Source organism: Paracoccus simplex, assembly GCF_042648325.1.
Lineage (GTDB): Bacteria > Pseudomonadota > Alphaproteobacteria > Rhodobacterales > Rhodobacteraceae > Paracoccus > Paracoccus simplex.
The window spans coordinates 57,785-81,409 of record NZ_JBHRXE010000050.1 but is presented as its reverse complement, the minus strand read 5'-3'; the positions used below and the strand labels follow the sequence as shown (position 1 = coordinate 81,409).

Below are 23,625 nucleotides of genomic sequence, written 5' to 3'. Positions count from 1 at the left end.
CCACCGGTAATGCACCTCAACAAATTGCCCGACATGGGCAGAATGAACGGGTGATGGCCCTGACAAGAAAAAATGCACTCTTCGCCGGGAATGAAGTCGGCGCCGAAAACTGGGCTATGCTCGCCTCGCTGGTCGCTACCTGCAAGATGTCCGACGTGAACCCGGTCGACTATCTCGCCGCCACACTGCGCGCCATCCTCGACGGTCACCCGCAAAGCGGTATCGAAGACCTCATGCCATGGCGCTTCAACCAGCCGTCAACCCTCGCAGCATAGGGCCGCAACGTCGCGCTTACGCAGAAATGTTGATCCTGGTCGGCGATAATCCAACGCGCATCCGGTCAGAAGCGGCATTTGCAAAGCTTTGCGGCGTTTGCCCCATTCCAGCATCCAGTGGCCGGCAACACGCACAGGCAGGCGTGCGAAAAAAGGGCCGCAAAATGCAGCCCCTGCCTTGTTTCGTCAAATCGAGTATTCCTACGCGACCCTATCGACCGCAAGCGCGTCCGAGGTCAGGATACGATGCCGAATGCGCTCATCCCCTGCGTGCGGGCGCGCCGGCCAATCGTAAGGATTTCGCCAACTTCATCCGCCGCAAGGCCGAGCTGTTCGGCATCGCTGCGGGCACCGGCTTCATTCTGAACCATCCCGCCGATCAGCACCATGTTGCGGACATGGGTGAATTCGGCATCCGGCGCGAAGGCGGCTGCGCGTGCGATGCCGTAGGCCGCCGGGTCACGTTGCAGCCCCATGACCAGAGCAAGGTTGCTGCGCGCATCCAAATTGCGCGGATGCGATTGATGCAGCGCATCCAAAATCACCCGCGCTTCATCAAACCGGCTCAGGCCGGCAAGCGCACCTGCCCTGAGCTGCTGCACCTGAAGCGTGGTTCCGCCGATGGAGGTTCCGGTGTCCAGCGCGCCTTGAAAATCGCCTAGACCAAGCTGCGCCTCGCCAAATCCGATCTTTGCCTCGCGATCATTCGGGGCGATCAGCAGCGCTTCCCGATAGGCGCCCATCGCCCTGCTCCATTCACCCATTTCGGCCTGAAGCGCGCCGAACTCCTTCAGGGCTGCCACGTTGTTCGGCTGATCCTTGATGGAAGATTGCAGTTGCGCGAGCTTTTCTTGCTGGGAAACCATGGCACCGGGCGATTGTCCGAAATTCGGATCCGCACAGGCGGCGAGCAGCGTAATACCCAACAAACCAAAGCAGATCCTGAAATTGCGAACGTTCATTCTGATGGCCTTTGGCGTTTTACGTTTCTGTCATTATGGTCAAAGGCAATCCACCCTGTCGATCGCCAAGACTGAATCGGCATCAATATTTCGTATATATGTCCAGTTACATGCTGACAAGGCGTTGTTGCAGAAGTCAGTGTGTGAGCGCAGTTTTCCCTTTCCGCGTTGAGTTCATGCCACGCGTTTGATCTCGGCGGATCCGAGGGCATTGAAGCGGTTCATGAGGGCGATGCGGATATGGATTTCGGCGGTCTGGCGGTCCGGGTCTCGGGATGAGATGCGTTCACCGAAGGCCTTGAGGCAGCGCATCCTTGCCTCGATCCTGCTTCGGACGTGATAACCTGACCAGCGCTTCCATATGGCCCTGCCCAAGCGCTGGGTTGCCCGGAGGATCTCGTTGCGCGCCCTGGCTGCGGGGCAATCCTCCTTCCAGAGACGGCCATTCCTCCGGATCGGGATGATAGCGGTGCCGCCTCGATCCAGGATCGCGGTGTGGCAGCGTCGGGTGTCAAAGGCACCGTCGCCGGTGACGGTGCCGATCTGTTCATCCTCTGGGATCTGGTTGAGCAGGTCGGGCAGAACAGGGCTGTCGCCTTCACGGCTTGAGGTGAATTCGACGGCGCGGATGTCACCTGTAGCCGTGTCCATCGCCAGATGAACCTTACGATATTGGCGTCGGCGATGCGGGCCATGCTTGCGGGCAAGCCATTCCCCATCACCAAGAAACTTGATCCCGGTGCTGTCCACCAGCAGGTTCAGCGGCCCCGGCGCACGGCGGCTCGTGATCTGAACCGTGATGCGCTTCTGCCTGCGGCTCAGGGTCGAGAAATCGGGCACCCGCCAGTCGAGCCCGGCCATCGAAAGGATGCTCGCCACCATCCCTGTCGTTTGCCGGAGAGGCAGGCCGAACAGAACCTTCACCATCAAGCAGAACTGGATCGCGGCATCAGAGAAGACCGGCGGCCGACCATTGCATCCGGATTTGGGTGCGCGCCAAACCATGTCCTTGTCCAGCCAGATCAGAAGGGACCCGCGCCGCTTCAAGGCATCGTTGTAGGACTTCCAGTTCATCGTGCGGTAGCGGGTGGGCTCAGGCTTGCTCATACTCGCCCCTTAGCCCACTGGATTCACAGTGTGAATCCCTCAGAAAACGGAGTTCTGCAACAACGCCGATTGGTCTTCACCGAGGTTTCGTCAATGAACACAATCCGTTCAGGGTGCTCGCGCATCGCGGGCATGCGCTGCCGGAACCAGTCCGAACGCAGTTGCTTTACGCGCGCGCGACACCGCTCGGAGGCCACCAATGATTTTTTTTGTAGCGATAGCCCAGCTTGCGCAGAAAGCGCCCGATCGAGGCCGAATGGGCACGGATGCCGGTCGCATCCTCAAGCGCCCGCCCCAATTCGATCAGGGTCATGTCGGCATCCTGTTTCAGCAGTTCCTCGAAAAAGTCGCGATGCGGCGCCAGCTTTCCATGGCCCCTGGGGCGACCTTGTGGTGCCGCGCGCGCATCGCCGATGGTCCGAACCAAACGCGCCCATCGCGCCCCCGTCGCCGGCGACAGCTTCAGGCGCGCCGCTGCCGCTCGTCCGCTCAGACCCTCCTCGATGTAGCGTTGAAACCGAACACGAAGCGCCGATGGCAATGGTGCTGACATGATCCATCCTCCCAAAGGAATGGAATCACGAAAAACCGCGAGCAGGAATCCCCCGATTCAAGTTTCGGGCGCACCGCTTTAGGCTGCCAGATATCGCACGATCGCCATGATCTGTTCTTCATCGGTCACATATTGACCGACTGGGATTGCAGCGATCTTCGCGGCGGCATGTGCGTCCTCGGAGCGCGGGGCTTTGCTGTTGCGAAGGGCGCGCGCGATGGCCTCCGCGCCGCGGGCGCGGCCGACGACGAGCGGCGCCGGCATCTCGTCGGGGACATAGCGCAGGGCGACGGCGATATGGGGCGCGGCATAGATGATGTTTGTAGCCTGGCCCCATCCCGTCGGGCGCTCCAGCATGTCGCGACGATCGCCTTTGATGCGGCTGCGCAGCTGCGGATCGCCGTGCTGATCCTTCAGCTCGCGCTTGAACTCGGTCATGGTCATCTTCTGCTCGCGCAGGAAGGATGAGCGCTGGACGAGATAGTCGAAGAGCGCAGCAAGAAGCAGGATCGCCACAAGCGCGCCAAGCAGGGGAACGGTGATCGCGATGGCGGCCTCTTGCGTGCAGGCCAGTCCGCAATAGGGTGCGGTGAACAGCGCCGCAGCGGAATAGGCGAGGATCAGCACCAGCGTGGTGAAGATTACGCTGACCCGGATCACGTGCATTAGGAAGGTCAGGAACGACCTCTTGCTGAAGATCTTGAAGAAGCCTGTCGCGGGGTTGATCTTGTTGAAGTTGGGCTTCAGCGGCTCGGTCGTGAAGAGCGGGCCGCCAGCGATCAGCATACCGACAAGGATGCTCAGGGTGACGACCAGGATCATCAGCGGCAGGCAGATCTGGATGATCACCCTGAAGGCAAGATCCATCAGATCGGACAATGCCGCGCTGAACACCAATTCGGGCGGTGGCGTATAGGTGAAGAGACCATACAGCAGATCGGACAGGTGATGGCGGCGCGCGAACAGATAGACCAGAACCGCCAGCGTCACCAAGGAGGCGATGGAATCGCGTGAGGTGACGACCTGCCCCTTTTCGCGCGCCTTCCTTAGCTTGCGGGCCGAGGCTGGTAGTGACTTCTGTTCGGAACCCCCACCACTCATCTGATCGCGCCGCTGAGAAACTTTGCCAGCGCGTCGGCGCCAAAGCTGTCATGGCCGACCAGCGCAAGCATGTATCGCCCCAGAAGCGGCATGAAGAAGACAAGCATCAGCAGATAGACGACCTGCTTGGCCGACATCGACAGGAAGGTTGGGTTGATCTGCGGCATGTATCTGGTCGAGATCGCGATGACGACCTCGGTCAGCAGCAGCGGGATCAGGATCGGCATGGCGAGGATCAGCCCCGCCCGCAGCAGATCGTCCAGCCGCGCCAGCAACAGGTGGCCCTGCCCCGGATCGGGCCATGCCAGTGCACCGAACAGCGGGAAAAGCTGATAGCTGCTTAGGAGCGGACCGAAGACGGCGGGGATCAGGAGACCCTCGGCGGTCAGAAGCAGCACCGCGACCAGAAAGAAGAAGTTGCCGCTGATCGCGACCTGCCCGCCGGTCGGGTCGGTATCGGTGGCCGAGGAGGCACCCCGTTGCGTATCAAGGATTTCGCCCGCAGCGATGGCCGCCCAGAACGGGATGCCGGTGATGAGCCCCAGAATGACGCCGATGATCACCTCGCGCAGCATATGGAACGGCATGTTGCCGGGTTCCAGCAGGCTTGGATCGGCGGCCGCCATCACGGCACCGGTCGGCAGCAGCGGCAGCGTCATCGCCACCATGACCGAGCCGCGCAGCAGTCCGAAGTTGATCCCGAAGCGGCCGAAGATCGGGTGGATCATCACGAAACCCAGTGCCCGCCCGCCGATGATCACGAAGAGCGCCATCATGTCCGCAAGGATGACACCGTAATCACCACCTGCGAACAAGTCCTGTAGGCTGTTCATCCCTGCGAGATCCGTGAGAAGATATCGACGGTGAAGGCCACCAGCTTCGCCGACAGGGCCCCGCCGGTCAGCACGATCACCGCCCCGACCGCGAACAGCTTGATCGCTTGCGGCAGGGTCTGATCCTGAATCTGCGTCAGCGCCTGAATCAGCCCCACGACCAGACCGATCACCGTCGCCACCGCAATCGCTGGCATCGATATCTGGAAGACCAGGATCAGTGCATGGGTCAGGGATTCATAAAGCTGCATGCCGCCTCACACATAACTCATCACCAGCCCATGGGTCAGCCGCGACCAGCCGTCGGCAGCGACGAACAGCAACAGCTTGAACGGCAGCGAGATGACCGTCGGTGACACCATCATCATGCCAAGCGCGGTCAGCACGTTGGTGACCACCAGATCGACGACAATGAACGGCAGATACAGCAGCACCCCGATCTGGAACGCCTTGGTCAGCTCGGCCGTCACGAAGGCGGGCGCGAGGATGAAGATATCGGTTTCCTGCGGCATCACGGCATTTTCGGAATGCATCTCCTGCGCTGCGGCAAGGAAGAATTCACGGTCCTGCGGCGTGGTGAAGCGCATCAGAAAGTCGCGCACCGGCTCGATCCCGCGCGAGAAGATATCGGGCCATTCGGCGGGCGCGGGCATCTGCGTCAACGTGCCGCCCGCAGTCACGGCATTCAGCGAGGCCGCAAAGACCGGCGACATGACATAGCCGGTCAGCACCACCGTAATCCCGTAAAGCACGATATTCGGCGGCGTCTGCATCGTGCCCAATGCGTTGCGCACCAGAAACAGGACGACCGCGATCTTTACGAATGCCGTCAGGCTGACGATCAGGAAAGGGATGACCGTAAAGCCCGCCGCGATCAGCAGAAGGGGAAACGGGCTGTCCATCAGGAACCGCTCTCGCGGAAGAGCGATCTGATCTCGACCGCGCGCTGACCCGCTACCGAGATCAGATCGCCGGTGCCGATGACCTTGCCGTTCACCATCATCTCAACCAGGGTGCCATCGGGGCGGTCCAGCGTGAAGATCGTGCCCGGCCCGGCATTGCGCAGATCCTGCAGCGTCACCAGGGTTTCGCCAAAGCGGACCGACAGCGACAGCTCAAGATCGTCAAGCGCCCCTATCGAGCTTCGGTCCTCGGTGCGCTCGACTTGAACCTTGGGGGCGTTGTCGTCGGGCGTATCTTGATCGGGCATGACTTTCTCGATCTCGTGAGGGGTGAAAGGAAGGCTGCGGGCGGGCGGCAGCGGCTGGAGGGCAGAGGTCATCTTCCACTGATCCGGGCTGCCGGATGGTGTGACCGCTGCAAACAACTGGTTCTCGACCACGATCCGCGCAGCACTGTCCGCCGCGTCGATGATCACCGCGTCCCCAGGATCGAGGCTGGCAAGTTCGGCAAGGGTCAGGGGCGTCGCGCCCATCTCGATCCCGGCGCGCAGAGACAGCACGCCATAGTCCTGCTGGGGGCGCTGCCACTGGCCAAGGATCTCGGCCAGGGTTCGGGCGGCCGCGGGCGACAGCTCGACAGGGACCTGGACGCGCTGCGATGCTTTCTCGGCGCGGTTCGAATATTCGATGCCGAACCAGATATCAACACGGGTTTCGGGCTCCGGCTCGCGCGCGGGCAGCAGGCGGCGGAAGGTGATCGTGTGGCCCGACTGGCGTTCCAGTTCATCGAGAACCGTTGTCAGCCCGTCTTCCAGCAGCAGCGCCGCATCTTCCGGTGTCGCGGCCTCGGCGGCAACGCCGGTGATGCGCCGCGTGGCGGTCCAAGGCAGGCCGAAGCGGAAGAAATGACCGCTCAGCTCGGCCTCGATCCAGCCATAGGCGGACGAGGCCGCCTGACTGCGCCGGATCGCGACATGGATGCTGGTCTCGCCGATGCGGAAGCGGATGGAATAGCGGCGTCGGCACAGTAGGTTCTGGATCGCGGCCTGATCCCGGTCCAGCCTGCGCATGAACAGCGTGGCGGGCTGCGGCGCCTCGACGAAGACCTTCTGGATGCCCTCGATCCGGGCCGCAGCCACATTGCCTGCGCCCGTGCCGCGTCTGGCGGGCAGTCGAATATCCTTCGTCATGGCGCCGTCCTGCGACGCGCGAGAATCGTTTGCCGCTCTCCCTGTTCGGCCTCTTCGGCACGGGCAAGATGGCGCTGGTGCTCGTCATCCAGCACATCGCACAGTTCCTGCCGCTTCTGCTTCTGCCGGTAAACCGAGGCCAGCGCGGCGGTCTCGTGGTCCAGCGCGGTCTTGGCCTCGGCGACCTTCTTTTGCGCGGCCATCACCTCGCGCTCGGCCGCTTCCTCGCGATGCCGGTCGGCGTCGAATGTGGCGACGATGGCGTCGATCGCCCCGCGAAGCTGGGGCTTGCTGATCATCGGCTTGCGCATGGCGATCCGGTTGTCGCGATGCGCTTGCGCCAAGGCATCGGCCTCGGCACGCAGTCGGGCAACCTCGGCGGCGCGCTTGCGGAACAGGTTCCTGGCCGCGGCAACCCGCTGCTGTGCCAGCTGTTCGCGAACCGAGGACAGTTCAAGCAATTTCCTCATCTGCATACGCGGCCCCTGCATTTCAGCCCATCCTCGCCACGTCATCCAGCGCCGAGAGCGTCCGGGGCATCTCGCTGAACTCATCCGTGGCCTGCCGCAGGAAGTCGTTCATCGCCGCACGGGTCGCCAACGCCGCATCGGCGACCGGATCGCTACCCGATTTGTATTCGCCGACCTGTACGAGGATCTCGATCTCTTCCAGCTTCGAAAGACGCTCGGTCAGAACCCGCATGTTCTGGATTTGCGCCTTGCCCGCGACCGATTCCATCACCCGGCTTTTGCTGCGCAGAACGTCGATGGCCGGGTAATGCCCCTGACCGGCCAGCCTGCGCGACAGCACTATATGGCCGTCAAGCAGGCTGCGCATCTCATCCGCGACCGGGTCGGCATTGTCGTCATCGCCTTCGACCAGCACGGTATAGATCGCCGTAATAACCCCGGTTCCGGTCCTGCCGGGCCGCTCGACCAGCCGCGGCAATGCCGCAAAGACCGAGGACGGGAAGCCGCGCCGGACCGGCGGCTCTCCTGCGGCAAGCCCGATCTCGCGAAGCGCGCGGGCCACGCGCGTCACGCTGTCGACCAGTAGCAAAACCCGCTTTCCCTGACGGCGCAATTCCTCGGCGCAGGTGGTAGCAGTCATCACCGCACGCAGCCGCTCGCTTGCCGGGCGATCCGAGGTGGCCACGACCACCGCCGCACGTTGCCGCCCCTCCTTGCCAAGATCGCGCTCGAGGAACTCGGCCACTTCCCGGCCACGTTCCCCGACCAGGCCAAGCACGATCGCATCGGCCTTGGCGCCCCGGATGATCTGCGACAGAAGCGTCGATTTGCCGACGCCAGCCGCGCCGAAGATGCCGATCCGCTGTCCCTCTCCAAGCGTCAGTAAACCGTCCAGCACCCGCAGACCCGTCTCCAATGGCGTGTCGATCAACGGACGGTCCAGAGGCGAGGGCGGGTCGGCATTGATCGGCACATTGGCCTCGACCCGGTCCAGACCGTCCAGCGGCCGGCCAAAGGCATCGACGACCCGCCCCAGAAGCGCCACCCCCGCCGGCCCAAGCGCCTCGGTGCCGGTCGGGATCACCTCGGTTCGCGCCGACAGGCCGCGCATGTCGCCCGCCGGCGCGAGAATGGTCTCGGAGCCGTCAAAGCCGATGATCTCGGCGCGCAGCTCGATCTGGCTTACGGGATCGCGCAGGATGCACTCCTCGCCGACACGGCCATCGGGAACCTGAGCATGCAGGACGCAGCCGACGATCCGTGTGACCCGGCCCCGCAACTCGACCGGCTCGATCATCCTTGCGCGCGAGCGCAGGCGTTCGATCATAGGATCAGCGTCACTCACTCGGATCGGTCCTTTCCTGCTCCGGGCCCCTCCCAGATCCGCAGCGCCGAATCCGTCAGGGCCGACAACCCGATCTCGGCGCTGCCCCGGTCGCTGACCAGAAAGGCCTGACCGGACGCGAGCCCTGAATCGGTCAGCACCTGCGTGACCTCGGCCCCGTCCTTGCCAAGATCGGTGACAGCGCGGCGCATCAGATCGACGACATCCGGCGCCGCAAAGACGCGTCCCTGCCGATGCTCGCGCAGTTGCGACAGCACATTCAGCGCGGCGCGATAGGTCGCATCTTCCTCCGCATAGCTGCCAAGGATTGCCCTCACCGTCTGGCTGACAAGCTGTGCCAGTTCGGTCTCCATATTCTGCATCCGGCTTGAGGTCGCCGCTTCCGCATCGGCGATCACCCTGCTTGCTGCCCGCGCGGCATCGCGCAGCGCGCGTTTATGGGCCGCATCAAGGATTTCCTGCTCCAGCACCTTCGCGGACTGTCTGCTTGTTTCGCTTGCCTTCTCGGCCTCGCGCAGGATGCGATCGGCATCGCGCAGCTTGGCAAGATCCTTTTTGCGGAGGATACGGCTGGATCGGATCTGCCTTGTCCGCGCCATCATGCGTCACCACAGAGTTCACGGATTGCGCTCAGCAAGGCCGCCTCGGCCCGATCCTCGTCCGGGCCTTCCACCGCAAGCGGCAGCACATGTTTCGGGCGGCGGCGCTTCAACCATCGGGACATGCCGCGAAAGCGCGACGGCGGCGCGGATTTGCGGTTGACGGCAATCGTCGGCAGATGCAGCGGCTGGGCCGCTATCTCCCATTCGCGGCCCAGAACCGGCGGCAGCATAGTGATCCACAGCCCGCGCAATCCGGCCTTGACCACCGCGAAGGGCTCCTGCTGCGGGATCTCTTCCAGCGTCATCGCCAGATGGCGGTGCCTCAGCCCGAACTCGCGCGCCACGCGCCGAAGCGGCAATTCGGCGACCTTGTTCGAGACGATCACATCGGCAAACAGCGGCGACAGAAGCGCCGCCACAGCCGCGTCCAGCACCAGTTCGGCCCGCTTGCCCGACAGCAACAGTTGAACCGCAGGCGAATTGTCTGGCAGGTCCGCCGCGCCGACGGGCGACAGATCCCGTGCCTTGCGCGCCCCGCCCCGCCCCTGCGGATCAAGGCTTGGACGGCGCAGCGTCACACGCGCTGCACTGGAGCGGGCGCGCAGCCTGGCGCGCGCCACCTCCTGCGCCGACACCCGTTCCGGACCGGGGGAGATCTCGTCGCGATCCGCCGCTTTGCTCATGACTTGCCCTCTTGCGTCGCACTCGCCTCCGGGCGCGCCTCGGACCTGCGCGAGCGACGCAGGCTGGGCCAGACAGCCAAGCCGAAGGCCGCGATCGTCATCGCCGACATCCCGCCCAGAACCGCCCACAATCTGTTGGCCGAGGCGGGATGCACCCAGATGCCCAGCACATCGGCGAACCGGACCGGCTCGGTGGTGTTCCGGGTTTCTTCCGCAGGCACCATCACCACGGTGATATTATCGTAGAGCAATCCCTCGATCGAGTTCGCCACAAGCAGTTTGATCTGCGCGGAATAGTCCTGAACATTCGCCGCAGGCGAATAGCGGACAAAGACCGAGGCCGAGGAGGGCTTTACATTCCGCCCCAGCATGTCCGTTTCCGGCAGAACTACATGGATCCGCGCCGACAGAACCCCGTCGATCAGCGTAATGGTCCGCGACAGTTCCTCGCTGAGCGCATAGACCATGCGTGCCCGTTCCTCCGTCGGGGACGAGACCAGCCCCTCCTTGCGGAACACCTCGCCAAAGTTGGAATAGGTTTGCGCCGGAAGACCGCGCACCTCGAGCACGTTCATCGCCTCGGCAAAACGGCCGCCATCGACCATGACCTTCAGATTTTCGCCAGAGCCGGATTTCGAGGCCGGAATCCCGGCGCCGACCAGCGCCGCCACCATCTCGTTTGCCTCACGTTCGGTCAGGCCGGTATAAAGTTCGGACTTGCACCCCGCCAGAAACAGGACGGCACATAAAACGGCGATGAACTGCGTGATCTTCATGCGGAAAAGATCCTATTGCCCGCGCAGAAAGCTGTTCAACTGCGTGCTCAGCGTCTGGGACAACGAAGATACCATCGAGAATTGCGTGATCTGCGTCTGCACCTCCAGCGCAACCCGGAACGTCTCGCTGACCTGATTGATCGAGGATGCAAGACTGGACTCGGTTCCGTTCAGCGCGAAGTGCTTCGAATCCAGCGCCTCCAGCTTTGCCGCGCTGGCGCGATAGCCGCTGTCCATCTCGGTGATCCGGGCCAGCGCGGCCTGGGCAATGTTGCTCATTTCCGGCGCTGCCTCGCTCGCGTCAAGGTTCACGGTCTGAAGTTTGGCGGCGGGGTCGGCATCGCCGACGGCTATGACTGCAGTGACCATTCTGTATTCCTCCCGATGATATCGGCGGCCGCATCCCGGCGCGACGATCAGTCCAGATATTCCCCCAAGCCCTCGGTCAGCGATTTCAAAGCGTCCTGCGCCTGATCCGCCCGCGAGGTCGAGGTCGCGGCAGCCTTCTTGATCAGTTCGTAGCCGCCCCGAAGATCACCCTCGTGCACCATCGCAAGCCCGCGGCCGACCTTGCCCAAGGCGTCTTGCGGATACTCTGCCTCCCACAGTTCGAAGATAGGCATCAGATCGACATCGACGCCGCGTTTGCCGGAAAGGACCGCGATGGACATCAGCAGATGAAGGTCGTCGTTCTGTTGGGTTGAAAGCTGTTGCATCTCACTCATTCCCTTGTTGTTGCGGGGTTTCGGGTTGCGATCTCGCCGTTTCCCGTCCCCTGATGATGACCGGAAAGCCCGCGCGCACGGGCTTGTCCGCGCGGCGAAGTTCCGTCAGATGAAGTGCCAGCGCCTCGACCGCATCGACATAGCCCGTCGGACCCGACAGCCGGATCATCGAGGCATCCTCGGCCGCACTGATCGGAAAGCGCGCATCCTCAAGCCGCACCGCCCGCATCTGCTGGCGGAACTGACCGACCGTAAAGCCATCCAGCGGGATCATCCGGCTGGTCAGAACCGAGCTTGGCTCGACCCGCACCGCGCTGCCATCGAACCACCACACGCCATTGACCTGTTCCGAGATCGAGTTCAGCACGTCCATGATGCTGCCATTGCTGTTGTTGACCGATACCAACCCGGTGATCTCGTTGCTGATGATCACCGGGATCCCTGTCCGCCGCATCAGATCGCGCAAGGCCGTATCGGCCCGCTCGTCACTGGCCGCGTAGGGAAACGCCCGAAGCAGGTCAGGATGCTGCGCCACCGCAGGTATCCCCGCCAGAAGCAGCGCACAAATGCCAAGAACGGGCACCATGGCGAAAACGCGAACCATCACCGCAAATCCCGAACGCACCGCCGGAGAAACCCCGGCGGCATATTTCTGATGACCATCAGACGGTCAGCGTGCATGTCGAACACCGGCTTTCTGATGCGGACGCTGTGCGGCGGCGGAAGATCACCATTTTTTCCTATCCTTTTCTTTCGGTCTTCCTTTGCGAATCCATTCGTCGATGTAGTCGCCGATCTTGTCCGGTTCGTTGTGCTTGTCATTCGCGCCAAGCACCCAATCCATCCGTTCCGCGATGCCACGATCGAATTTGCCGTCCGGGTGGGCGATCTTGTGCATCTCCTTCAGGTAGTTGATAATCTGTTCGCGCGTCTTCTTGTCGGAATCGCTGCCATGCGTGACCGAGACGACCTGTTTCACGCCATCCTTGGTGAAGATGACATTACCGTTGTCCAGCAGCTCGATCGAGCCGATGTCCACCCTGTCGATGTCCTCCTTGAAGTCGCCGAACTTGCCGGGCTTGCCGCCGTCCCCGAAGAACGGCAGACCATCGGCGCTCTCCTCCATTTCGATCTTGTCGCGGATTGCGTCCAGATCGTTGTACTTGTCGGTGCGCCCGAAGATGTCGTTCATCATGTCGACGCGATCCTTGTCCAGATCGCCGTCCGGCCGCGCAAGATGGTAGAGCCCTTCCAGATAGCGAATGATGTCGCGACGCGTGTCGCGCCCGGCCTTGTCGCCATCCGATGGGTTGATGACCTGGCGGACCCCGTCCTTCTTGAAGATGACGCGCCCGCCATCGGCAAGCTCGATCGACCCGATATCCACGCGGTCGATATCACGCCGGAAGTCCTTGAAGGTGCCGGGCTTGCCGCCATCGCCAAATACCGGCAGGCCGGTCGGGTCTTTGTCGACCCCGATCTCGTCCCTGAGATCGTCCAGATCGTTGTGATCGTCGGACTTACCGAACAATCCCTCGATCCGTTCGATCAGATCTTGATCCGGTTTGCCGCCGGGATGCGTCATGACGTAGAGATTGTTCAGGTAATCGAAAATCTTCTCAGCATCCCCCTTTTTCAGGCTGCCGTGGTCATCCTTGTCCAGCATCCATTCCTGACCGTCCTTTTCGAAATAGATGACACTGCTGTCGCCTGAGTCGGGCCGGATCGAGGCGATGTCGACGCGGTCGATGTCCCGCTTGAAATCGCTGAACGTGCCGACCTTGGTATTGCCGTCCTTGCCGAAAAGCGGCGGCTTGCTGTCGTCGAGGATACGCTTCAGATCCGAAATTTCGTTATAGCGATCGGATTCGTCATGCAGCTTGGTGATCCGGTCGATGATGTCCTGGTCACGCTTGCCTCCGGGATGGGTGATCTGATGCAAGTCCTTGAGATAATTGATGATATCTCGCCGATCCTTGTCGCTTGCCTTCTCGCCGATCTGCGGGTCAATGATCTGCTTGACACCATCCTTCCTGAAGATGACGCGGCCGTTTTCGGCCAGTTCGATCGAGCCTACATCGACACGGTCGACATCGCGCTTGAATTCCCCGAAGCTGCCCGGTTTGCCGGAATCGCCGAAACGCGGCAGGCCCGAGGGATCGTCCGAACCGAAATTGTCCCCCCAGTTGCCGATGCTGGCGCCAAGCTCTTCCTCGTCCCAGTCCTTGAACCAGTCATCGTGCATCTTACCATGCTTGGCCACGTATTCGGTGAACGCCTCGTATTGTTCGGGGCGTCCCTCCCATACGGGTTTGTCTTCCGGATAGAGGTCGTAATATTTTGACGAACCCTTTCGCGAATTATACTCGTAGGCGGTATGAATCGCGTAGTTGAGCTTGTCGCCCCAATCGTCCTCGGTGATGCCCAGCCTGCTCCAGTCATTGAAGTCCTGGCGGACGTTGTCCATCGCCTGATCTTGCTTCTTCCTGGCGACGACTCCGGCAATGATTGCCGAGATGCCACCGAAAACCAGACCCGCGATGCCCATCGCACCAGCCGCTACCCCCATAGTGGCGGCGGTAGCGGGACCTGCAAGCATACTGGCCAGACTGGTGCCTGCCATACCTGCAATACTGATGCCGCCCAGCAACTGGAACGTGGCGCCAGCGATCTCATCCGGCATGGCATCCGGATCCTTCCTGAGCTTGTCCAGCGACATGCCGCCAAGCGCAATGTCGAGAATACCCCCAACGGTGTCGGCAAGCCCACCCACGGTCGTCATGATCGTTCCGATGATGCGCAGTTTGCTTGGGGTATCCAGATCACTTGGATCCACACCCATGCTTTGCACACGGTCATCGATCATGTTCATCAAGCTGGCGCGGTCAGCCGGGTCGGCATTGTCCAAGGCGTCGGCAATCGGCCGGGTCGCGGCATCGCCCGCGTCATCAAGACCGACATTCATGTTTCGCATGGTTTCGGAGAAGCCATTCTCTCCCGAACCGGCCCTGTTGATATCCCCAAGCAGATCCCTGCTCCAGTCATCCAGTTCTATTCCCATATCGCCCAGATCCAAACCGAGCCCGGGTGAAACCGGCGATCCGGGGCGCGTGGGCGATTCAGGCGGTGTGGGCAACTCGGGCGGCTTGGCCGCTTCGCCGAATTTTTTCTCGAACGCCTCCCGCAACTGCGTATTGTCTTCCAGACCAAGCATGGCGGTCATGCCGGGCTTGTTGAAGAAGGACTCGACCACTTTCGAACCGGCCTTCACCAGGGCCGGGCTGGTCGCGATGACGATCAACCCGGTCCGTGCAGCGCCCATACGTTCTTCGAGCGTATCCCCGCCATTCTTGTTCAGTGTATAGATTGTGGCTACACCGGCAAGAATACCGCCCGCTGCCGGCAGGGCGCCATTCATCATCGCGCCGTTCAGCAGCGCCGCCGCGCCGTTCCGGACCGAAGTCGAAGAGGTCGGAAGGTTGTCTGCGGCCAAAATACCCTGACTGAGGCGCTTCGTTACATCGGCCAGGTCGAACTTTCCGTTCGCCTTGAACGAATCCGCGAAGGCGGTGGTGGCAACGTTGACCGCAACCTTATAGCTGTCCAGACCACGCTTTACGTCATCGGGCAGGTTCCCGCTGCCGTCCTTAAGATAGTTCTGAACGGCCATATCGCTGAAGGTGATGCCGAAAGCCGACATGAAAGTCGCTTGCAATGCCTTCTGGACCGTATCGCTGGCAGCAAGCTCTATCGCTTCCTTATCGAATTCACCGCTCTCCATAATCTTGGTGAATTCATCGACCAGGCCCTCATCGAGGAACTTGTTCCGGATTTCGCTGGCCTTGTTCTTGTCAAGGAAATCAAGCGATTTCAGGTCGTTGGCAAATCGCACCTTTGCCACTTCCGGGTCCAGGGATTCCAGCATGTCCATGTATTCGTCGCTGGACATGGAGTCGAAGACCTTGTTCGTCAGCCCGCGCCGGTCCTCGATTTTCGAAACAGCGTCGTTCATCAGCTTGTCCACGCCCTCTACGATCTCGGGGCGTTCAGACAGTTCGGCCAGTTTCTTGGCGATTTCCTCTTCCTTCAAAAGACCATAGGTGCTGGCCTGATCAAGGGGTGATGTTGAATCCAAAGAGGTCGTTACCGTCGATCCGAACGCGCCGTCCCTCGTCTGGTAGGGCACGACGTGATAGCCCGCAGCCAGCGCCGACTTGGCCTCCATCAGCTCGAAATACTGGCGACGCGGATCGTCGAGGCTCAGATCGCCCCATTCCTTCTTCATGTTCTCGTGGAACAGCTCACCGACCGTCTTCCCATCTTCGGTCGTCTTTGCGTTCATGAAGTCGGTCGCGCTCGACTCTGGCACGTTTACATTGATGTTGTTGTCGCTCTTGTCGATCTCAGCTCCAAGGAGCTTGCCTTCCAAGACATTATACTTGAATGGCGTTTCCTCGCGATTGACATAATAGGTTTCGCCGTTGAACGTGTAAGAGATCGTATCGTCATCAACCCTTTTCGGCTCGAGCTTGTTGACCGGAGGAAGAACGTCGTCGTCCTCAAGGGTTTTGGGGGCTTCGCTATCGTCGCCACTTCTCTCGTCCGGCTTGGAATTACTTCTGCTAGCTGCCAATTTCACCGGGGTCGGGATATCGATCTCTTGCGGGGCTTTGTTACGTTCTAAAGTTGAAGAGACATCCATGGGCATCGTTCTTCTCCCTCTTATATCTTGGACCAGGGGCCGATGAGCGTTGTGGCTAACGCGTCTTTTGCGCCGTCGGTTTGCTATGCCCGCTTTCGGTGCGAACTATGTGGTGCGGTGAGCGCCTACCGTTTCAGCCGTGGCATGCTTGGCAGGCGCTCGGGTTCGGGCGATCAGGTCTGAACCTGTTCGGGGATCTCGGAGTATTCGGATGGGAGGTCCTGACCTTCCTTGATCAGGTCCTGATAGTAGTTCACCCGGTTGACATAGCTGTCGGTTCCGAGGTCGGTGGTGGAGACGTCGGGATTGTCGGGATCGACCGAGGCAGAGCCTGAGTTATAGGCCCGCAGCGCCAGATCCCAATCGCCGAACTCTTCCTTCTTCTCGGCCAGATACAGCGCGCCCGCCATGATGTTGGATTCGGGGTCGTTGATGTCGCCCTTGATCAGGTCGGGATATTTGGCCTTCATCTCGGCGAAGGTGTCCTCGTTGATCTGCATCAGGCCGATATCGGATTTGCCGTTCTCGGCATTGGTCGAGATCGCGTCGGGATCGCCCTTGGATTCCTCCCAGATCATCGCGGCAAGCATATCAGGGGGGATGCCGGTCGCCTTGGAGGCGGCGAGGATCTGCGCGCGGAAGGCCTCGAGCGCATCGTTATATTGCGGCGAAGCGCTTTCGACGGCGGGGACGTCACCGGCGACCTGATGGCGCTGAACCGGGGTCGGGATGTCGCCCGCCGGATCATTCGGCACCTGACCTTCAGGACCGCCCGGAACCTGATGAGGAGGCTCAAGGTCTTCGCGGTATTTGTCGAGCCTGGCCTGATCCTCATAGCCAAGCGTCTCGGGATCGCCGGCGGGCAGGTCGGGGTTGTCCGGCTGGACAGCGGCATTGACCGGCTGCTCGGGCAGATCGCCGGGCACCTCACCCGCAACATCACCGGGCAGATCCTCGCCGCCCGCGGGGGCCTCGGTTTCCGGCGCGGGCTGGCCTTCGGGAACGTCCAGTCCCATGGCCTGCATGGTCTGACGCGCCACGTCCAGTTCCGCCTGGAAATGCTTCTTCAACGCCTCGTCGGGCGCGGAATCGCAGCGTGATTGGCGGTCGCTGTAGAAGTCCTGCCATCCGGCAGCGTGAGCGTTCACTTCCATTATTCCCTCCTAAGGAAGCATTGACCTGTCGTTACCAACCGTGAACCAGATACACGGGCCGGGACATGTGCGGCCCTGTACTAAAGGGGCATCGTCATTCGACCTCGATCGATCGCGCCTGGCCCGCTCCGCCCGCCGATCCCGACCGGAGCCGCCAATGGGGGTCTTCGGGATAGTTGGGCCGGCCTGAACCGTCATGGCCGTAGATATAGCTGTCCGCCGCCCGCCCGAGTGGGCCCGCCGCGGCAGGACCGGGGCTGACCGGCGAGACGAGATCGCGCGGATTGGCAACCTGTCGCGCCAGAACCAGATCACGCTCACAGCCCGGCGCGCGGCGCGAATGGATGCCGCCGACGCGCTGGCACGAGGACGGGATGACATGGCCGCTTTCGGAATAGCCATAGGCCGGGGCCGAGGCGCGGGCGATCACGTCTGAATCCTTGATCAGCGGATCGGTGCAGGCGGCCAGCAGCGCAACGGCGGGGATCAGAAGATATTTCATCTGGTGATGAACCCCACGGTATTGCGCACCGGACGCCGGGCGACCGGCGGGGCGCTGACATTGCTGGCCTCGGCGATATAGGGGGTGATGAAGATCAACAGCTCGCGTTCTTGCCGGACATTGCTCGACCGCCCGAAGAGCCCGCTCATCCCCGGCGTGCCGCGGCGGCCGTTCTCCGAGAACTGCTCGTAAAGACCGGCAATGGCGAAGGTCTGACCGCTGCCGACCTCGACCGTGGTATCGGCACGGCGCACCGACAGGCCGGGAACCACGAAACCGTCCACACTCACCTGGTTGTCGTGATTGAGGAAGCTGACCTCGGGCTGAACCTCGATGGCGATGCGGCCGTTCGGCAGAATTGTCGGCAGGAATTCGATCGAGACGCCATATTGCCGGAACGCGGCCGAAATCACGCCATCGCCCTGATTGATCGGATAGCCGATCTCGCCGCCCGCACGGAAGCTGGCGCGGCGACCCGATACGGTGGTCAACGTCGGTTCAGACAGGATCTGGACGGCCCCGCGCTCTTCCAGCGCATTGATCATCGTGTCGATGGTGAAGCTACCCGAGGTCATCCGCCCGCCAATGGCCGGGCTGCTGGCCGCCGCCCCGCCCAGAAAACCGCTTGGATCGCCGCCGGTGACGACGCGCAGCGGGCCGCCCGCGCTTGCCCCAAGTGCGGCCAGATCCACGCCCATCCGACGCAATTCGCTTCTGGAGGCTTCGACAAAGCGAACCCGCAACGAGATCTGCGTGCCACCGCCATAGGTCGTCTCATCGCGTGTCACGACGCCCTGGCGCCCGAAAGAACGTTCGGAAGCAACCACGCCGCGCGTGCCCTGAACGTCATTCACCCCGCCCGAGATGATCGCGATGCCTTCCTTGCGCCGAACCATCGTCTCGGAGGGAAGCAGGGCTTCCGCGCCGCCTGAGGCAGGCATCACCTCGACCTCATATTCGGCGCTGACTGCGCTGTTCTCGCCGGTGATGATCACACTGGTACGTCCCGGCGTATAGCCCGTCAGATAGATCGCCGTGGGCGAGATAGCCTGCGCGTCCGCAATCATCGGATTGGCGATATAGACCGTTGCCGTATCTTCCGGCAGCTCGATCCGGCGCCCGTCCCCCTCGCTCAGATAGATACGCGTCGATTGCGCATCGGCGCCGGTGATGACGACGCCCGCGATCAGGGCTGCGACGAAACCTGTCATGGCCATCCGGCCAGAGCGTCCATAAATATGGGTCAGGAGTTTTTTCATTGTAACGACAACATCGCGATGGGTTGCACCTTGAAGCTGGGAGCGATCTCTTTGTGCGAGAGCACCGGGAAGGTGATCTCATGCGTCGCAAGGAACTTGCGCAGGAAGCGGCGTATCTCGGTGGTCGAGATAAAGACCGGCGGCGCAGAATGGCATTGCGGATCGCCGACGGTTTCCTTCAGGCGCTCCAGCAGGCGGCGCGATTGTTTCGATTCCAACGAGAGATATTCCCCCGACGAGGAATTGCGGATCGAGCTGCGGATCAGCCCCTCAATATCGGCATCGACGATATAGGCGGCGATGAAGCGATCCCGATCGGCGAACTTGTAGCTGATCTGACGGGCCAGCGCGGTGCGGACATATTCCGACAGAAGCTCGGGATCCTTCTCGCGCGGGGCCCAGTCGACGATGGTTTCCAGCAGAACCCGCAGGTTTCGAACCGGAATCTCCTCTTCCACCAGACGCCGCATGATCGTCGCGATCTTTTGGAGGGACAGCGCCTTCTGCGCCTCGGTGACCAGGCTGTCATAGCGCGATTCCATCGCCGCAAGCAGCGCGCCCACCTCTTGCACGCCCAGAAATTCGGCGGCATGGCGCGGCAATCTGCGGGCCGCGATATGAGCCAGCGCCTCGGCCGGGGATTGATAGGCAACTCCGTTCTTCTCAAGCTCATAGGCCTTAGACGCATCGCACCAATAGCTGTGCGGCTCGGTCGGGCTCAGCTCGATATCATCAACAGGAATGCCCAGGATCTCGGCGGTTTCCGCGTCATCGGTCAGGCGCAGCCGCCCCGCCGGAATATAGCCCTCTGCAACCGGCACGCTTTCGACCAGCAATTGCCAGCGATCCTTCGGTGCATCCGCATCGATCCACAATTGCAGCCGCGGGAAGGGCACGCCCAGATCCTCGAACACATTGGTCCGTTCGCGCAAGGCGACCCTGTCGAACTCGATCCGGTCGATGCTTTCAGCAATGTCGGGACCGACGGCCAGCCGCACCGGTGCCATCGGCGCCATCAACAGATCCTGCTTGCCATCGGTCGTCGGACGCTGGCTTTCCTCGATCTCTTCGGCCTGCTTGCGCCGCGCGATCAGGAAGCCCGCCGTCCCGAAGACCAGCGCCAGCGTCAGAAAGACAGGAGTGGGAAAGCCAGGGATCAGTGCAAAGCCAAGCAGCACCACTGCTGCCACCTGCAAGGCCCGCGGATTGGCCGATACCTGTTCGGTAATGTCATGCGCCAGATCTACCGAGCGCTCGTTCGCGATCCGGGTGATCACGATGCCCGAACTGATCGCCATGATCAGCGCCGGGATCTGGCTGACCATGCCATCGCCGATAGTCAGCACCGAATAGCGATGCAGCGCCTCGCCAAAGGGCATTCCCATTTGCCCGACACCGACGCCAAGCCCGCCAAGAATGTTGACCGCGATAATGATCAGCCCGGCCACCGCATCGCCCTTGACGAACTTCATCGCGCCGTCCATCGCGCCGTAAAATTCGCTTTCGGTCTGCAGCGTCTCGCGGCGGCGGCGCGCCTCGGCCAGATCGATCTCGCCCGCACGCATATCGCTGTCGATCGCCATCTGCTTGCCCGGAAGCGCATCAAGCGAGAAGCGCGCCGAGACCTCGGCCACGCGTTCAGAGCCCTTGGTGATGACGATGAACTGGACGATGGTGATGATCAGGAACACCACCATGCCGACCAGAAGCGAGCCGCCGATGACGAAGTTCCCGAAGGATTCGACGATCTGACCGGCATCGGCCTGTAGCAGGATCAGCCGTGTGGTCGAGATGCTGATGGCCAGCCGGAACAATGTGCTGAAGAGCAGAATCGAGGGCAGCGTGGACAGCGTCGTCGGCGATTTCAGATAGACTGCCACGATCATGATCAGGACCGAGATCGCCAGATTGAAGCCAATCGACAGATCGATCAACCAGGTCGGCAACGGCACGATGATCATAAAGACGATCAGGATCAGCAGGATCACCAAAACCAGATCCTGCCGCGCCGCAATTGCGTTGAGCCGTCGTCTGAACCCGCCCTCCGCCATTAGCCGCTCTCCTTTCGGGCCTCGGCTGCAACCCGCAGATCGCGGGCCAGCACAAGCGCATCCCGTGCTCCGATGGCATCGCCCTGCCGATGCAGCGCCTTGGCGCGGATATACTGGCGCGCGGCGTGCTGGATATCGGTCGCCGCCGGATCTATCAGGCCCGGATCCGTCTCGTCGAACCGGGTCAGCACCGACATCGCCTGTTCCGGATCCCCGGCCCGCAGCAGCGATTCCGCCAGGGTCAGCAGCGCCGAGGGCCGCACATCACCCATCGATAGCGCCGCCAGCGCCAGAACCATCGCTCTCGACGGATTGCCGTGGCGCAGATAAAGCAGCGCCAGCGACGACAGGATGTGTCCGTGCTTGCGCGCATCGGCAGCGATCAGATTGTTAGACAAAGCCTCGGCTTCATCCCAGTTGCCAAGTTCGCCATAGATATCCTCAAGCTGCTCATCCGTCGGCTCATCGCCCACAGCCCGGTCCGACGGCCTGATCGAATTCGTGATGATCGAAAGCGGAGCATTCATGTTGTTTGCATGTCCATGTAACACGACAGCTTGCGGCACTCGTCCTCAAGCACCGCATCGACCAGACGCCCAAGCCCCGGAACCGCCTTGTCGGCGCGGTCGGCATAGCTGCGGGCCGTTTCCAGCGCGGTGATCAGGTCGGGCGCTGATGGCAGGCTGACATTGCCGAGCCCGGTCTCGAGGATCGACTGGAACCCGACCCGTTCACCGCGCGGGCGGGGGCGCGAACTGATATCGTCGGCATCCCTGATCGGCGCGGGCTGATGCGGACGCCCGATCCGGCCCAGGCGCGGCAACTCATGCGTCGCCGGCGTGCTGGAGATAAGACGGGAAGAAGGATGGATCGAGTCAGCCATTCTGCATTCCCCTAAAAACGTACCGCGACAAGCTGGCCGTCACGCTCGAACTCTACGCTGCCGCGGTCGATCTTTCGTACGACCCAGCCATCGCGGGCCCGGTCGCCGACCCGATAGACATTGCCGGTCTTGGTGCGAACCTCGGCATTTTCGCCCAGCCAAACCGAAGACACGGCCAGCATTGGCGCCGTCTCGGATTCGATTGCTGTAACGATCGGCAGGCTTTGCCCGAACTCTGCCTCGAACTTGGTGCGGATCTGACGCCAATCGTTCACTTGCTCGGGCAGCACCGTCCCGCCAAGGCGAAGAACCCCGCTATCATGGCTGAGTGTCAGATTGTTGAGGCCCGCTGCCGCGAGCCGGGACTTCAGCTCGGCCTCGGCTGCCAGAACGCAATCGCTAAAACACTCAAGCTGCGGCGAACTGCTGATCCGCGGCGGGACCGCAGGCTCTGCCCGTTCCGTCAGCACTTCCCGGTCCGACACATCGGCCGCCGCCGAACTGCCGAGGCCGGCAAGCACAGGCGTCGGCGATTGCGTAAACAGTGCTGCGCCCAGCCAGCAGCCAATGAACAAGGCCGCCAGGCCGACGCCGACAAGCATACGCCGATCCGTGGAGGGCCGTTGCACGCCGCCCGAAAGCTGCACCATCACATGAGAGCCAAGGCAAAGCCGCGCGGGCAGCTTGATCTGGTAAGGCGCGCCCTTCACGGTCAGCGGCGCGAAGCCGTTCGCTCCTTCGCCCATCAGCCCTATGCCGTCGACGACCGGATTGGCTATGACCGCCGCACCCTTCAATGTCAAATTGATGATCCGATCACCCAATCCGGCTAGGACAATGTCGTTGCCGTCATCGCTGCCGATCGTGTAGCGCCCCGCTTCCAGCGAAACGGATGCCCCTGCGTTCGGTCCAGCGAGGACGCTCAGCACGAAACTGTCCGCAGAGGAACGGCGCCCTGCCTGTTCCCCCATGGCGAGCTCCGGAATTCAAGAGAAAAATGAGAGACGAGACGAAATCCCGTCTCTCATCATATAATTGGCTATAATCAGCGGATCTTGCCGTAGGCGTCCTTCAATGTGGTTTGTTTTGCAATTTCCACGTTGGTTTTCGCAGCCTCCAGCGTAATCGCACGCTGCTGGTTGATCACGTCCTGCATGCCCGCGTTGAAATCTCCGGTAATGGGATTAGCCATTTTAGTCTCCGTTCACTCTGAGTGGTTAATATTCGCCCAAAGTTTCGGCAGGGCATCAATTCCTGAATTATATGCCTGAGCAAGAAGAGTAAGCTGGGCGTAAACTTCAGGACTTACCCCACGATCCATCTCGCGGATCACTATGCTCTTTGCAGCCGATAACTTTTCCAGCAATCGCTTCAGCTCAACGCCGGCCGGGTCATGATTCAGAAGTCTTTCAAGTTCGTCCAGCTCAAGCGCTCGATCCGACAATGCTCGCCTCCCCCCTCGCGAAACTGAAAGTATTTCACGTCTCCATGTAACTTAACGATTGATGCAAAATCATGACGTGGCAAGATTTTATACGAGGCATCCGCGG

At 61.6% G+C, this 23,625-nt stretch carries 27 protein-coding genes and 1 pseudogene; 2 read left to right on the top strand and 26 right to left on the bottom strand.

Going from position 1 to position 23,625, the window contains the following annotated elements:
- A partial coding sequence (locus ACFOMP_RS17350) for a transposase domain-containing protein (protein ID WP_379032817.1) occupies nt 1–275 on the top strand: 275 nt, incomplete at its 5' end.
- A 20-nt stretch (nt 276–295) separates the two neighbouring features.
- A pseudogene (locus ACFOMP_RS17345) lies at nt 296–439 on the top strand (transposase); the annotation flags it as partial.
- A gap of 72 nt (nt 440–511) precedes the next feature.
- Here ACFOMP_RS17345 and ACFOMP_RS17340 read toward each other — a convergent pair.
- The 26 genes from ACFOMP_RS17340 to ACFOMP_RS17215 all read right to left on the bottom strand — a co-directional run bounded on the left by ACFOMP_RS17340 (nt 512) and on the right by ACFOMP_RS17215 (nt 23,519).
- Nucleotides 512–1,237 carry a hypothetical protein gene (locus ACFOMP_RS17340; protein WP_379032820.1) on the bottom strand — a complete coding sequence of 242 codons (726 nt, stop codon included), beginning with the start codon at nt 1,235–1,237 and terminating at the stop codon, nt 512–514.
- A gap of 174 nt (nt 1,238–1,411) precedes the next feature.
- A complete protein-coding gene (locus ACFOMP_RS17335; protein WP_026155396.1) occupies nt 1,412–2,344 on the bottom strand; it encodes an IS5-like element ISPpa3 family transposase in 933 nt (310 codons plus the stop codon).
- Between the two features lie 166 nt (nt 2,345–2,510).
- Nucleotides 2,511–2,897: a transposase gene (locus ACFOMP_RS17330; protein WP_379032814.1), complete on the bottom strand. Its 387-nt coding sequence runs from the start codon at nt 2,895–2,897 to the stop codon at nt 2,511–2,513.
- Nucleotides 2,898–2,975: 78 nt separating this feature from the next.
- Nucleotides 2,976–3,998 carry an EscU/YscU/HrcU family type III secretion system export apparatus switch protein gene (locus tag ACFOMP_RS17325; protein WP_379032811.1) on the bottom strand — a complete coding sequence of 341 codons (1,023 nt, stop codon included), beginning with the start codon at nt 3,996–3,998 and terminating at the stop codon, nt 2,976–2,978.
- Nucleotides 3,995–4,831, bottom strand: a complete 837-nt coding sequence (locus ACFOMP_RS17320; RefSeq protein ID WP_379032808.1) for an EscT/YscT/HrcT family type III secretion system export apparatus protein — start codon at nt 4,829–4,831, stop codon at nt 3,995–3,997. The genes ACFOMP_RS17325 and ACFOMP_RS17320 overlap by 4 nt, the downstream gene beginning before the upstream one ends.
- Nucleotides 4,828–5,082, bottom strand: a complete 255-nt coding sequence (gene sctS / locus ACFOMP_RS17315; RefSeq protein WP_379032805.1) for a type III secretion system export apparatus subunit SctS — start codon at nt 5,080–5,082, stop codon at nt 4,828–4,830. Before sctS ends, ACFOMP_RS17320 begins: the two co-directional genes overlap by 4 nt.
- 6 nt (nt 5,083–5,088) lie before the next feature.
- Nucleotides 5,089–5,733, bottom strand: coding sequence for a type III secretion system export apparatus subunit SctR (gene sctR, locus ACFOMP_RS17310; RefSeq protein WP_379032802.1), 645 nt, complete (start codon nt 5,731–5,733; stop codon nt 5,089–5,091).
- Nucleotides 5,733–6,923: a FliM/FliN family flagellar motor switch protein gene (locus tag ACFOMP_RS17305; protein ID WP_379032799.1), complete on the bottom strand. Its 1,191-nt coding sequence runs from the start codon at nt 6,921–6,923 to the stop codon at nt 5,733–5,735. Before ACFOMP_RS17305 ends, sctR begins: the two co-directional genes overlap by 1 nt.
- Complete coding sequence (locus tag ACFOMP_RS17300) at nt 6,920–7,393, bottom strand: hypothetical protein (protein WP_152367950.1); 474 nt, start codon at nt 7,391–7,393, stop codon at nt 6,920–6,922. The genes ACFOMP_RS17305 and ACFOMP_RS17300 overlap by 4 nt, the downstream gene beginning before the upstream one ends.
- 22 nt (nt 7,394–7,415) lie before the next feature.
- Nucleotides 7,416–8,738 carry a FliI/YscN family ATPase gene (locus ACFOMP_RS17295; protein ID WP_379032795.1) on the bottom strand — a complete coding sequence of 441 codons (1,323 nt, stop codon included), beginning with the start codon at nt 8,736–8,738 and terminating at the stop codon, nt 7,416–7,418.
- Nucleotides 8,735–9,340: a hypothetical protein gene (locus ACFOMP_RS17290; RefSeq protein ID WP_379032792.1), complete on the bottom strand. Its 606-nt coding sequence runs from the start codon at nt 9,338–9,340 to the stop codon at nt 8,735–8,737. The genes ACFOMP_RS17295 and ACFOMP_RS17290 overlap by 4 nt, the downstream gene beginning before the upstream one ends.
- Nucleotides 9,337–10,023 carry a hypothetical protein gene (locus ACFOMP_RS17285; protein ID WP_379032789.1) on the bottom strand — a complete coding sequence of 229 codons (687 nt, stop codon included), beginning with the start codon at nt 10,021–10,023 and terminating at the stop codon, nt 9,337–9,339. Before ACFOMP_RS17285 ends, ACFOMP_RS17290 begins: the two co-directional genes overlap by 4 nt.
- Complete coding sequence (gene sctJ / locus ACFOMP_RS17280) at nt 10,020–10,799, bottom strand: type III secretion system inner membrane ring lipoprotein SctJ (RefSeq protein WP_379032786.1); 780 nt, start codon at nt 10,797–10,799, stop codon at nt 10,020–10,022. The genes ACFOMP_RS17285 and sctJ overlap by 4 nt, the downstream gene beginning before the upstream one ends.
- A gap of 12 nt (nt 10,800–10,811) precedes the next feature.
- Nucleotides 10,812–11,168: a hypothetical protein gene (locus ACFOMP_RS17275; RefSeq protein ID WP_379032783.1), complete on the bottom strand. Its 357-nt coding sequence runs from the start codon at nt 11,166–11,168 to the stop codon at nt 10,812–10,814.
- A gap of 47 nt (nt 11,169–11,215) precedes the next feature.
- Nucleotides 11,216–11,515, bottom strand: a complete 300-nt coding sequence (locus tag ACFOMP_RS17270) for a hypothetical protein (RefSeq protein ID WP_379032780.1) — start codon at nt 11,513–11,515, stop codon at nt 11,216–11,218.
- A gap of 1 nt (nt 11,516) precedes the next feature.
- The gene (locus ACFOMP_RS17265) at nt 11,517–12,110 is read right to left on the bottom strand and encodes a hypothetical protein (RefSeq protein WP_379032777.1); all 594 of its coding nucleotides are present in this window, start codon (nt 12,108–12,110) and stop codon (nt 11,517–11,519) included.
- A 141-nt stretch (nt 12,111–12,251) separates the two neighbouring features.
- Nucleotides 12,252–16,232, bottom strand: a complete 3,981-nt coding sequence (locus ACFOMP_RS17260; protein ID WP_379032774.1) for a hypothetical protein — start codon at nt 16,230–16,232, stop codon at nt 12,252–12,254.
- Nucleotides 16,233–16,399: 167 nt separating this feature from the next.
- Entirely contained in the window at nt 16,400–17,380 is a 981-nt protein-coding gene (locus ACFOMP_RS17255; RefSeq protein ID WP_379032771.1) for a transglycosylase SLT domain-containing protein, read from the bottom strand.
- A gap of 94 nt (nt 17,381–17,474) precedes the next feature.
- On the bottom strand, nt 17,475–17,882 hold the full coding sequence (locus ACFOMP_RS17250; protein ID WP_379032768.1) for a hypothetical protein: 408 nt from the start codon (nt 17,880–17,882) through the stop codon (nt 17,475–17,477).
- Nucleotides 17,879–19,141, bottom strand: coding sequence for a type II and III secretion system protein family protein (locus tag ACFOMP_RS17245; protein ID WP_379032765.1), 1,263 nt, complete (start codon nt 19,139–19,141; stop codon nt 17,879–17,881). The genes ACFOMP_RS17250 and ACFOMP_RS17245 overlap by 4 nt, the downstream gene beginning before the upstream one ends.
- Nucleotides 19,138–21,192, bottom strand: coding sequence for a type III secretion system export apparatus subunit SctV (gene sctV / locus ACFOMP_RS17240; protein WP_379032762.1), 2,055 nt, complete (start codon nt 21,190–21,192; stop codon nt 19,138–19,140). Before sctV ends, ACFOMP_RS17245 begins: the two co-directional genes overlap by 4 nt.
- Nucleotides 21,192–21,758, bottom strand: coding sequence for a tetratricopeptide repeat protein (locus ACFOMP_RS17235; protein WP_379032759.1), 567 nt, complete (start codon nt 21,756–21,758; stop codon nt 21,192–21,194). Before ACFOMP_RS17235 ends, sctV begins: the two co-directional genes overlap by 1 nt.
- Nucleotides 21,716–22,075 (bottom strand): hypothetical protein, encoded by a 360-nt coding sequence (locus ACFOMP_RS17230; RefSeq protein ID WP_152367938.1) that lies wholly within the window; start codon nt 22,073–22,075, stop codon nt 21,716–21,718. The genes ACFOMP_RS17235 and ACFOMP_RS17230 overlap by 43 nt, the downstream gene beginning before the upstream one ends.
- An 11-nt stretch (nt 22,076–22,086) precedes the next feature.
- A complete protein-coding gene (locus ACFOMP_RS17225; protein ID WP_379032756.1) occupies nt 22,087–23,046 on the bottom strand; it encodes a SctD/MshK family protein in 960 nt (319 codons plus the stop codon).
- A 74-nt stretch (nt 23,047–23,120) separates the two neighbouring features.
- Entirely contained in the window at nt 23,121–23,267 is a 147-nt protein-coding gene (locus ACFOMP_RS17220) for a hypothetical protein (protein ID WP_193668233.1), read from the bottom strand.
- A 12-nt stretch (nt 23,268–23,279) separates the two neighbouring features.
- Nucleotides 23,280–23,519: an EscE/YscE/SsaE family type III secretion system needle protein co-chaperone gene (locus tag ACFOMP_RS17215; RefSeq protein ID WP_379032753.1), complete on the bottom strand. Its 240-nt coding sequence runs from the start codon at nt 23,517–23,519 to the stop codon at nt 23,280–23,282.
- Between the last annotated feature and the right edge of the window lie 106 nt (nt 23,520–23,625).

Coding starts and splice junctions, on each gene's coding strand:
- ACFOMP_RS17250 (WP_379032768.1), bottom strand. CDS start 17,882: ATGAAATATCTTCTGATCCCCGCCGTTGCGCTGCTGGCCGCCTGCACC.
- ACFOMP_RS17245 (WP_379032765.1), bottom strand. CDS start 19,141: ATGAAAAAACTCCTGACCCATATTTATGGACGCTCTGGCCGGATGGCC.
- ACFOMP_RS17220 (WP_193668233.1), bottom strand. CDS start 23,267: ATGGCTAATCCCATTACCGGAGATTTCAACGCGGGCATGCAGGACGTG.
- sctV (WP_379032762.1), bottom strand. CDS start 21,192: ATGGCGGAGGGCGGGTTCAGACGACGGCTCAACGCAATTGCGGCGCGG.
- ACFOMP_RS17275 (WP_379032783.1), bottom strand. CDS start 11,168: ATGGTCACTGCAGTCATAGCCGTCGGCGATGCCGACCCCGCCGCCAAA.
- ACFOMP_RS17325 (WP_379032811.1), bottom strand. CDS start 3,998: ATGAGTGGTGGGGGTTCCGAACAGAAGTCACTACCAGCCTCGGCCCGC.
- ACFOMP_RS17320 (WP_379032808.1), bottom strand. CDS start 4,831: ATGAACAGCCTACAGGACTTGTTCGCAGGTGGTGATTACGGTGTCATC.
- ACFOMP_RS17290 (WP_379032792.1), bottom strand. CDS start 9,340: ATGATGGCGCGGACAAGGCAGATCCGATCCAGCCGTATCCTCCGCAAA.
- ACFOMP_RS17330 (WP_379032814.1), bottom strand. CDS start 2,897: ATGTCAGCACCATTGCCATCGGCGCTTCGTGTTCGGTTTCAACGCTAC.
- ACFOMP_RS17300 (WP_152367950.1), bottom strand. CDS start 7,393: ATGAGGAAATTGCTTGAACTGTCCTCGGTTCGCGAACAGCTGGCACAG.
- sctR (WP_379032802.1), bottom strand. CDS start 5,733: ATGGACAGCCCGTTTCCCCTTCTGCTGATCGCGGCGGGCTTTACGGTC.
- ACFOMP_RS17230 (WP_152367938.1), bottom strand. CDS start 22,075: ATGGCTGACTCGATCCATCCTTCTTCCCGTCTTATCTCCAGCACGCCG.
- ACFOMP_RS17265 (WP_379032777.1), bottom strand. CDS start 12,110: ATGGTGCCCGTTCTTGGCATTTGTGCGCTGCTTCTGGCGGGGATACCT.
- ACFOMP_RS17225 (WP_379032756.1), bottom strand. CDS start 23,046: ATGGGGGAACAGGCAGGGCGCCGTTCCTCTGCGGACAGTTTCGTGCTG.
- ACFOMP_RS17285 (WP_379032789.1), bottom strand. CDS start 10,023: ATGAGCAAAGCGGCGGATCGCGACGAGATCTCCCCCGGTCCGGAACGG.
- sctS (WP_379032805.1), bottom strand. CDS start 5,082: ATGCAGCTTTATGAATCCCTGACCCATGCACTGATCCTGGTCTTCCAG.
- ACFOMP_RS17260 (WP_379032774.1), bottom strand. CDS start 16,232: ATGCCCATGGATGTCTCTTCAACTTTAGAACGTAACAAAGCCCCGCAA.
- ACFOMP_RS17305 (WP_379032799.1), bottom strand. CDS start 6,923: ATGACGAAGGATATTCGACTGCCCGCCAGACGCGGCACGGGCGCAGGC.
- ACFOMP_RS17270 (WP_379032780.1), bottom strand. CDS start 11,515: ATGCAACAGCTTTCAACCCAACAGAACGACGACCTTCATCTGCTGATG.
- ACFOMP_RS17335 (WP_026155396.1), bottom strand. CDS start 2,344: ATGAGCAAGCCTGAGCCCACCCGCTACCGCACGATGAACTGGAAGTCC.
- ACFOMP_RS17340 (WP_379032820.1), bottom strand. CDS start 1,237: ATGAACGTTCGCAATTTCAGGATCTGCTTTGGTTTGTTGGGTATTACG.
- sctJ (WP_379032786.1), bottom strand. CDS start 10,799: ATGAAGATCACGCAGTTCATCGCCGTTTTATGTGCCGTCCTGTTTCTG.
- ACFOMP_RS17255 (WP_379032771.1), bottom strand. CDS start 17,380: ATGGAAGTGAACGCTCACGCTGCCGGATGGCAGGACTTCTACAGCGAC.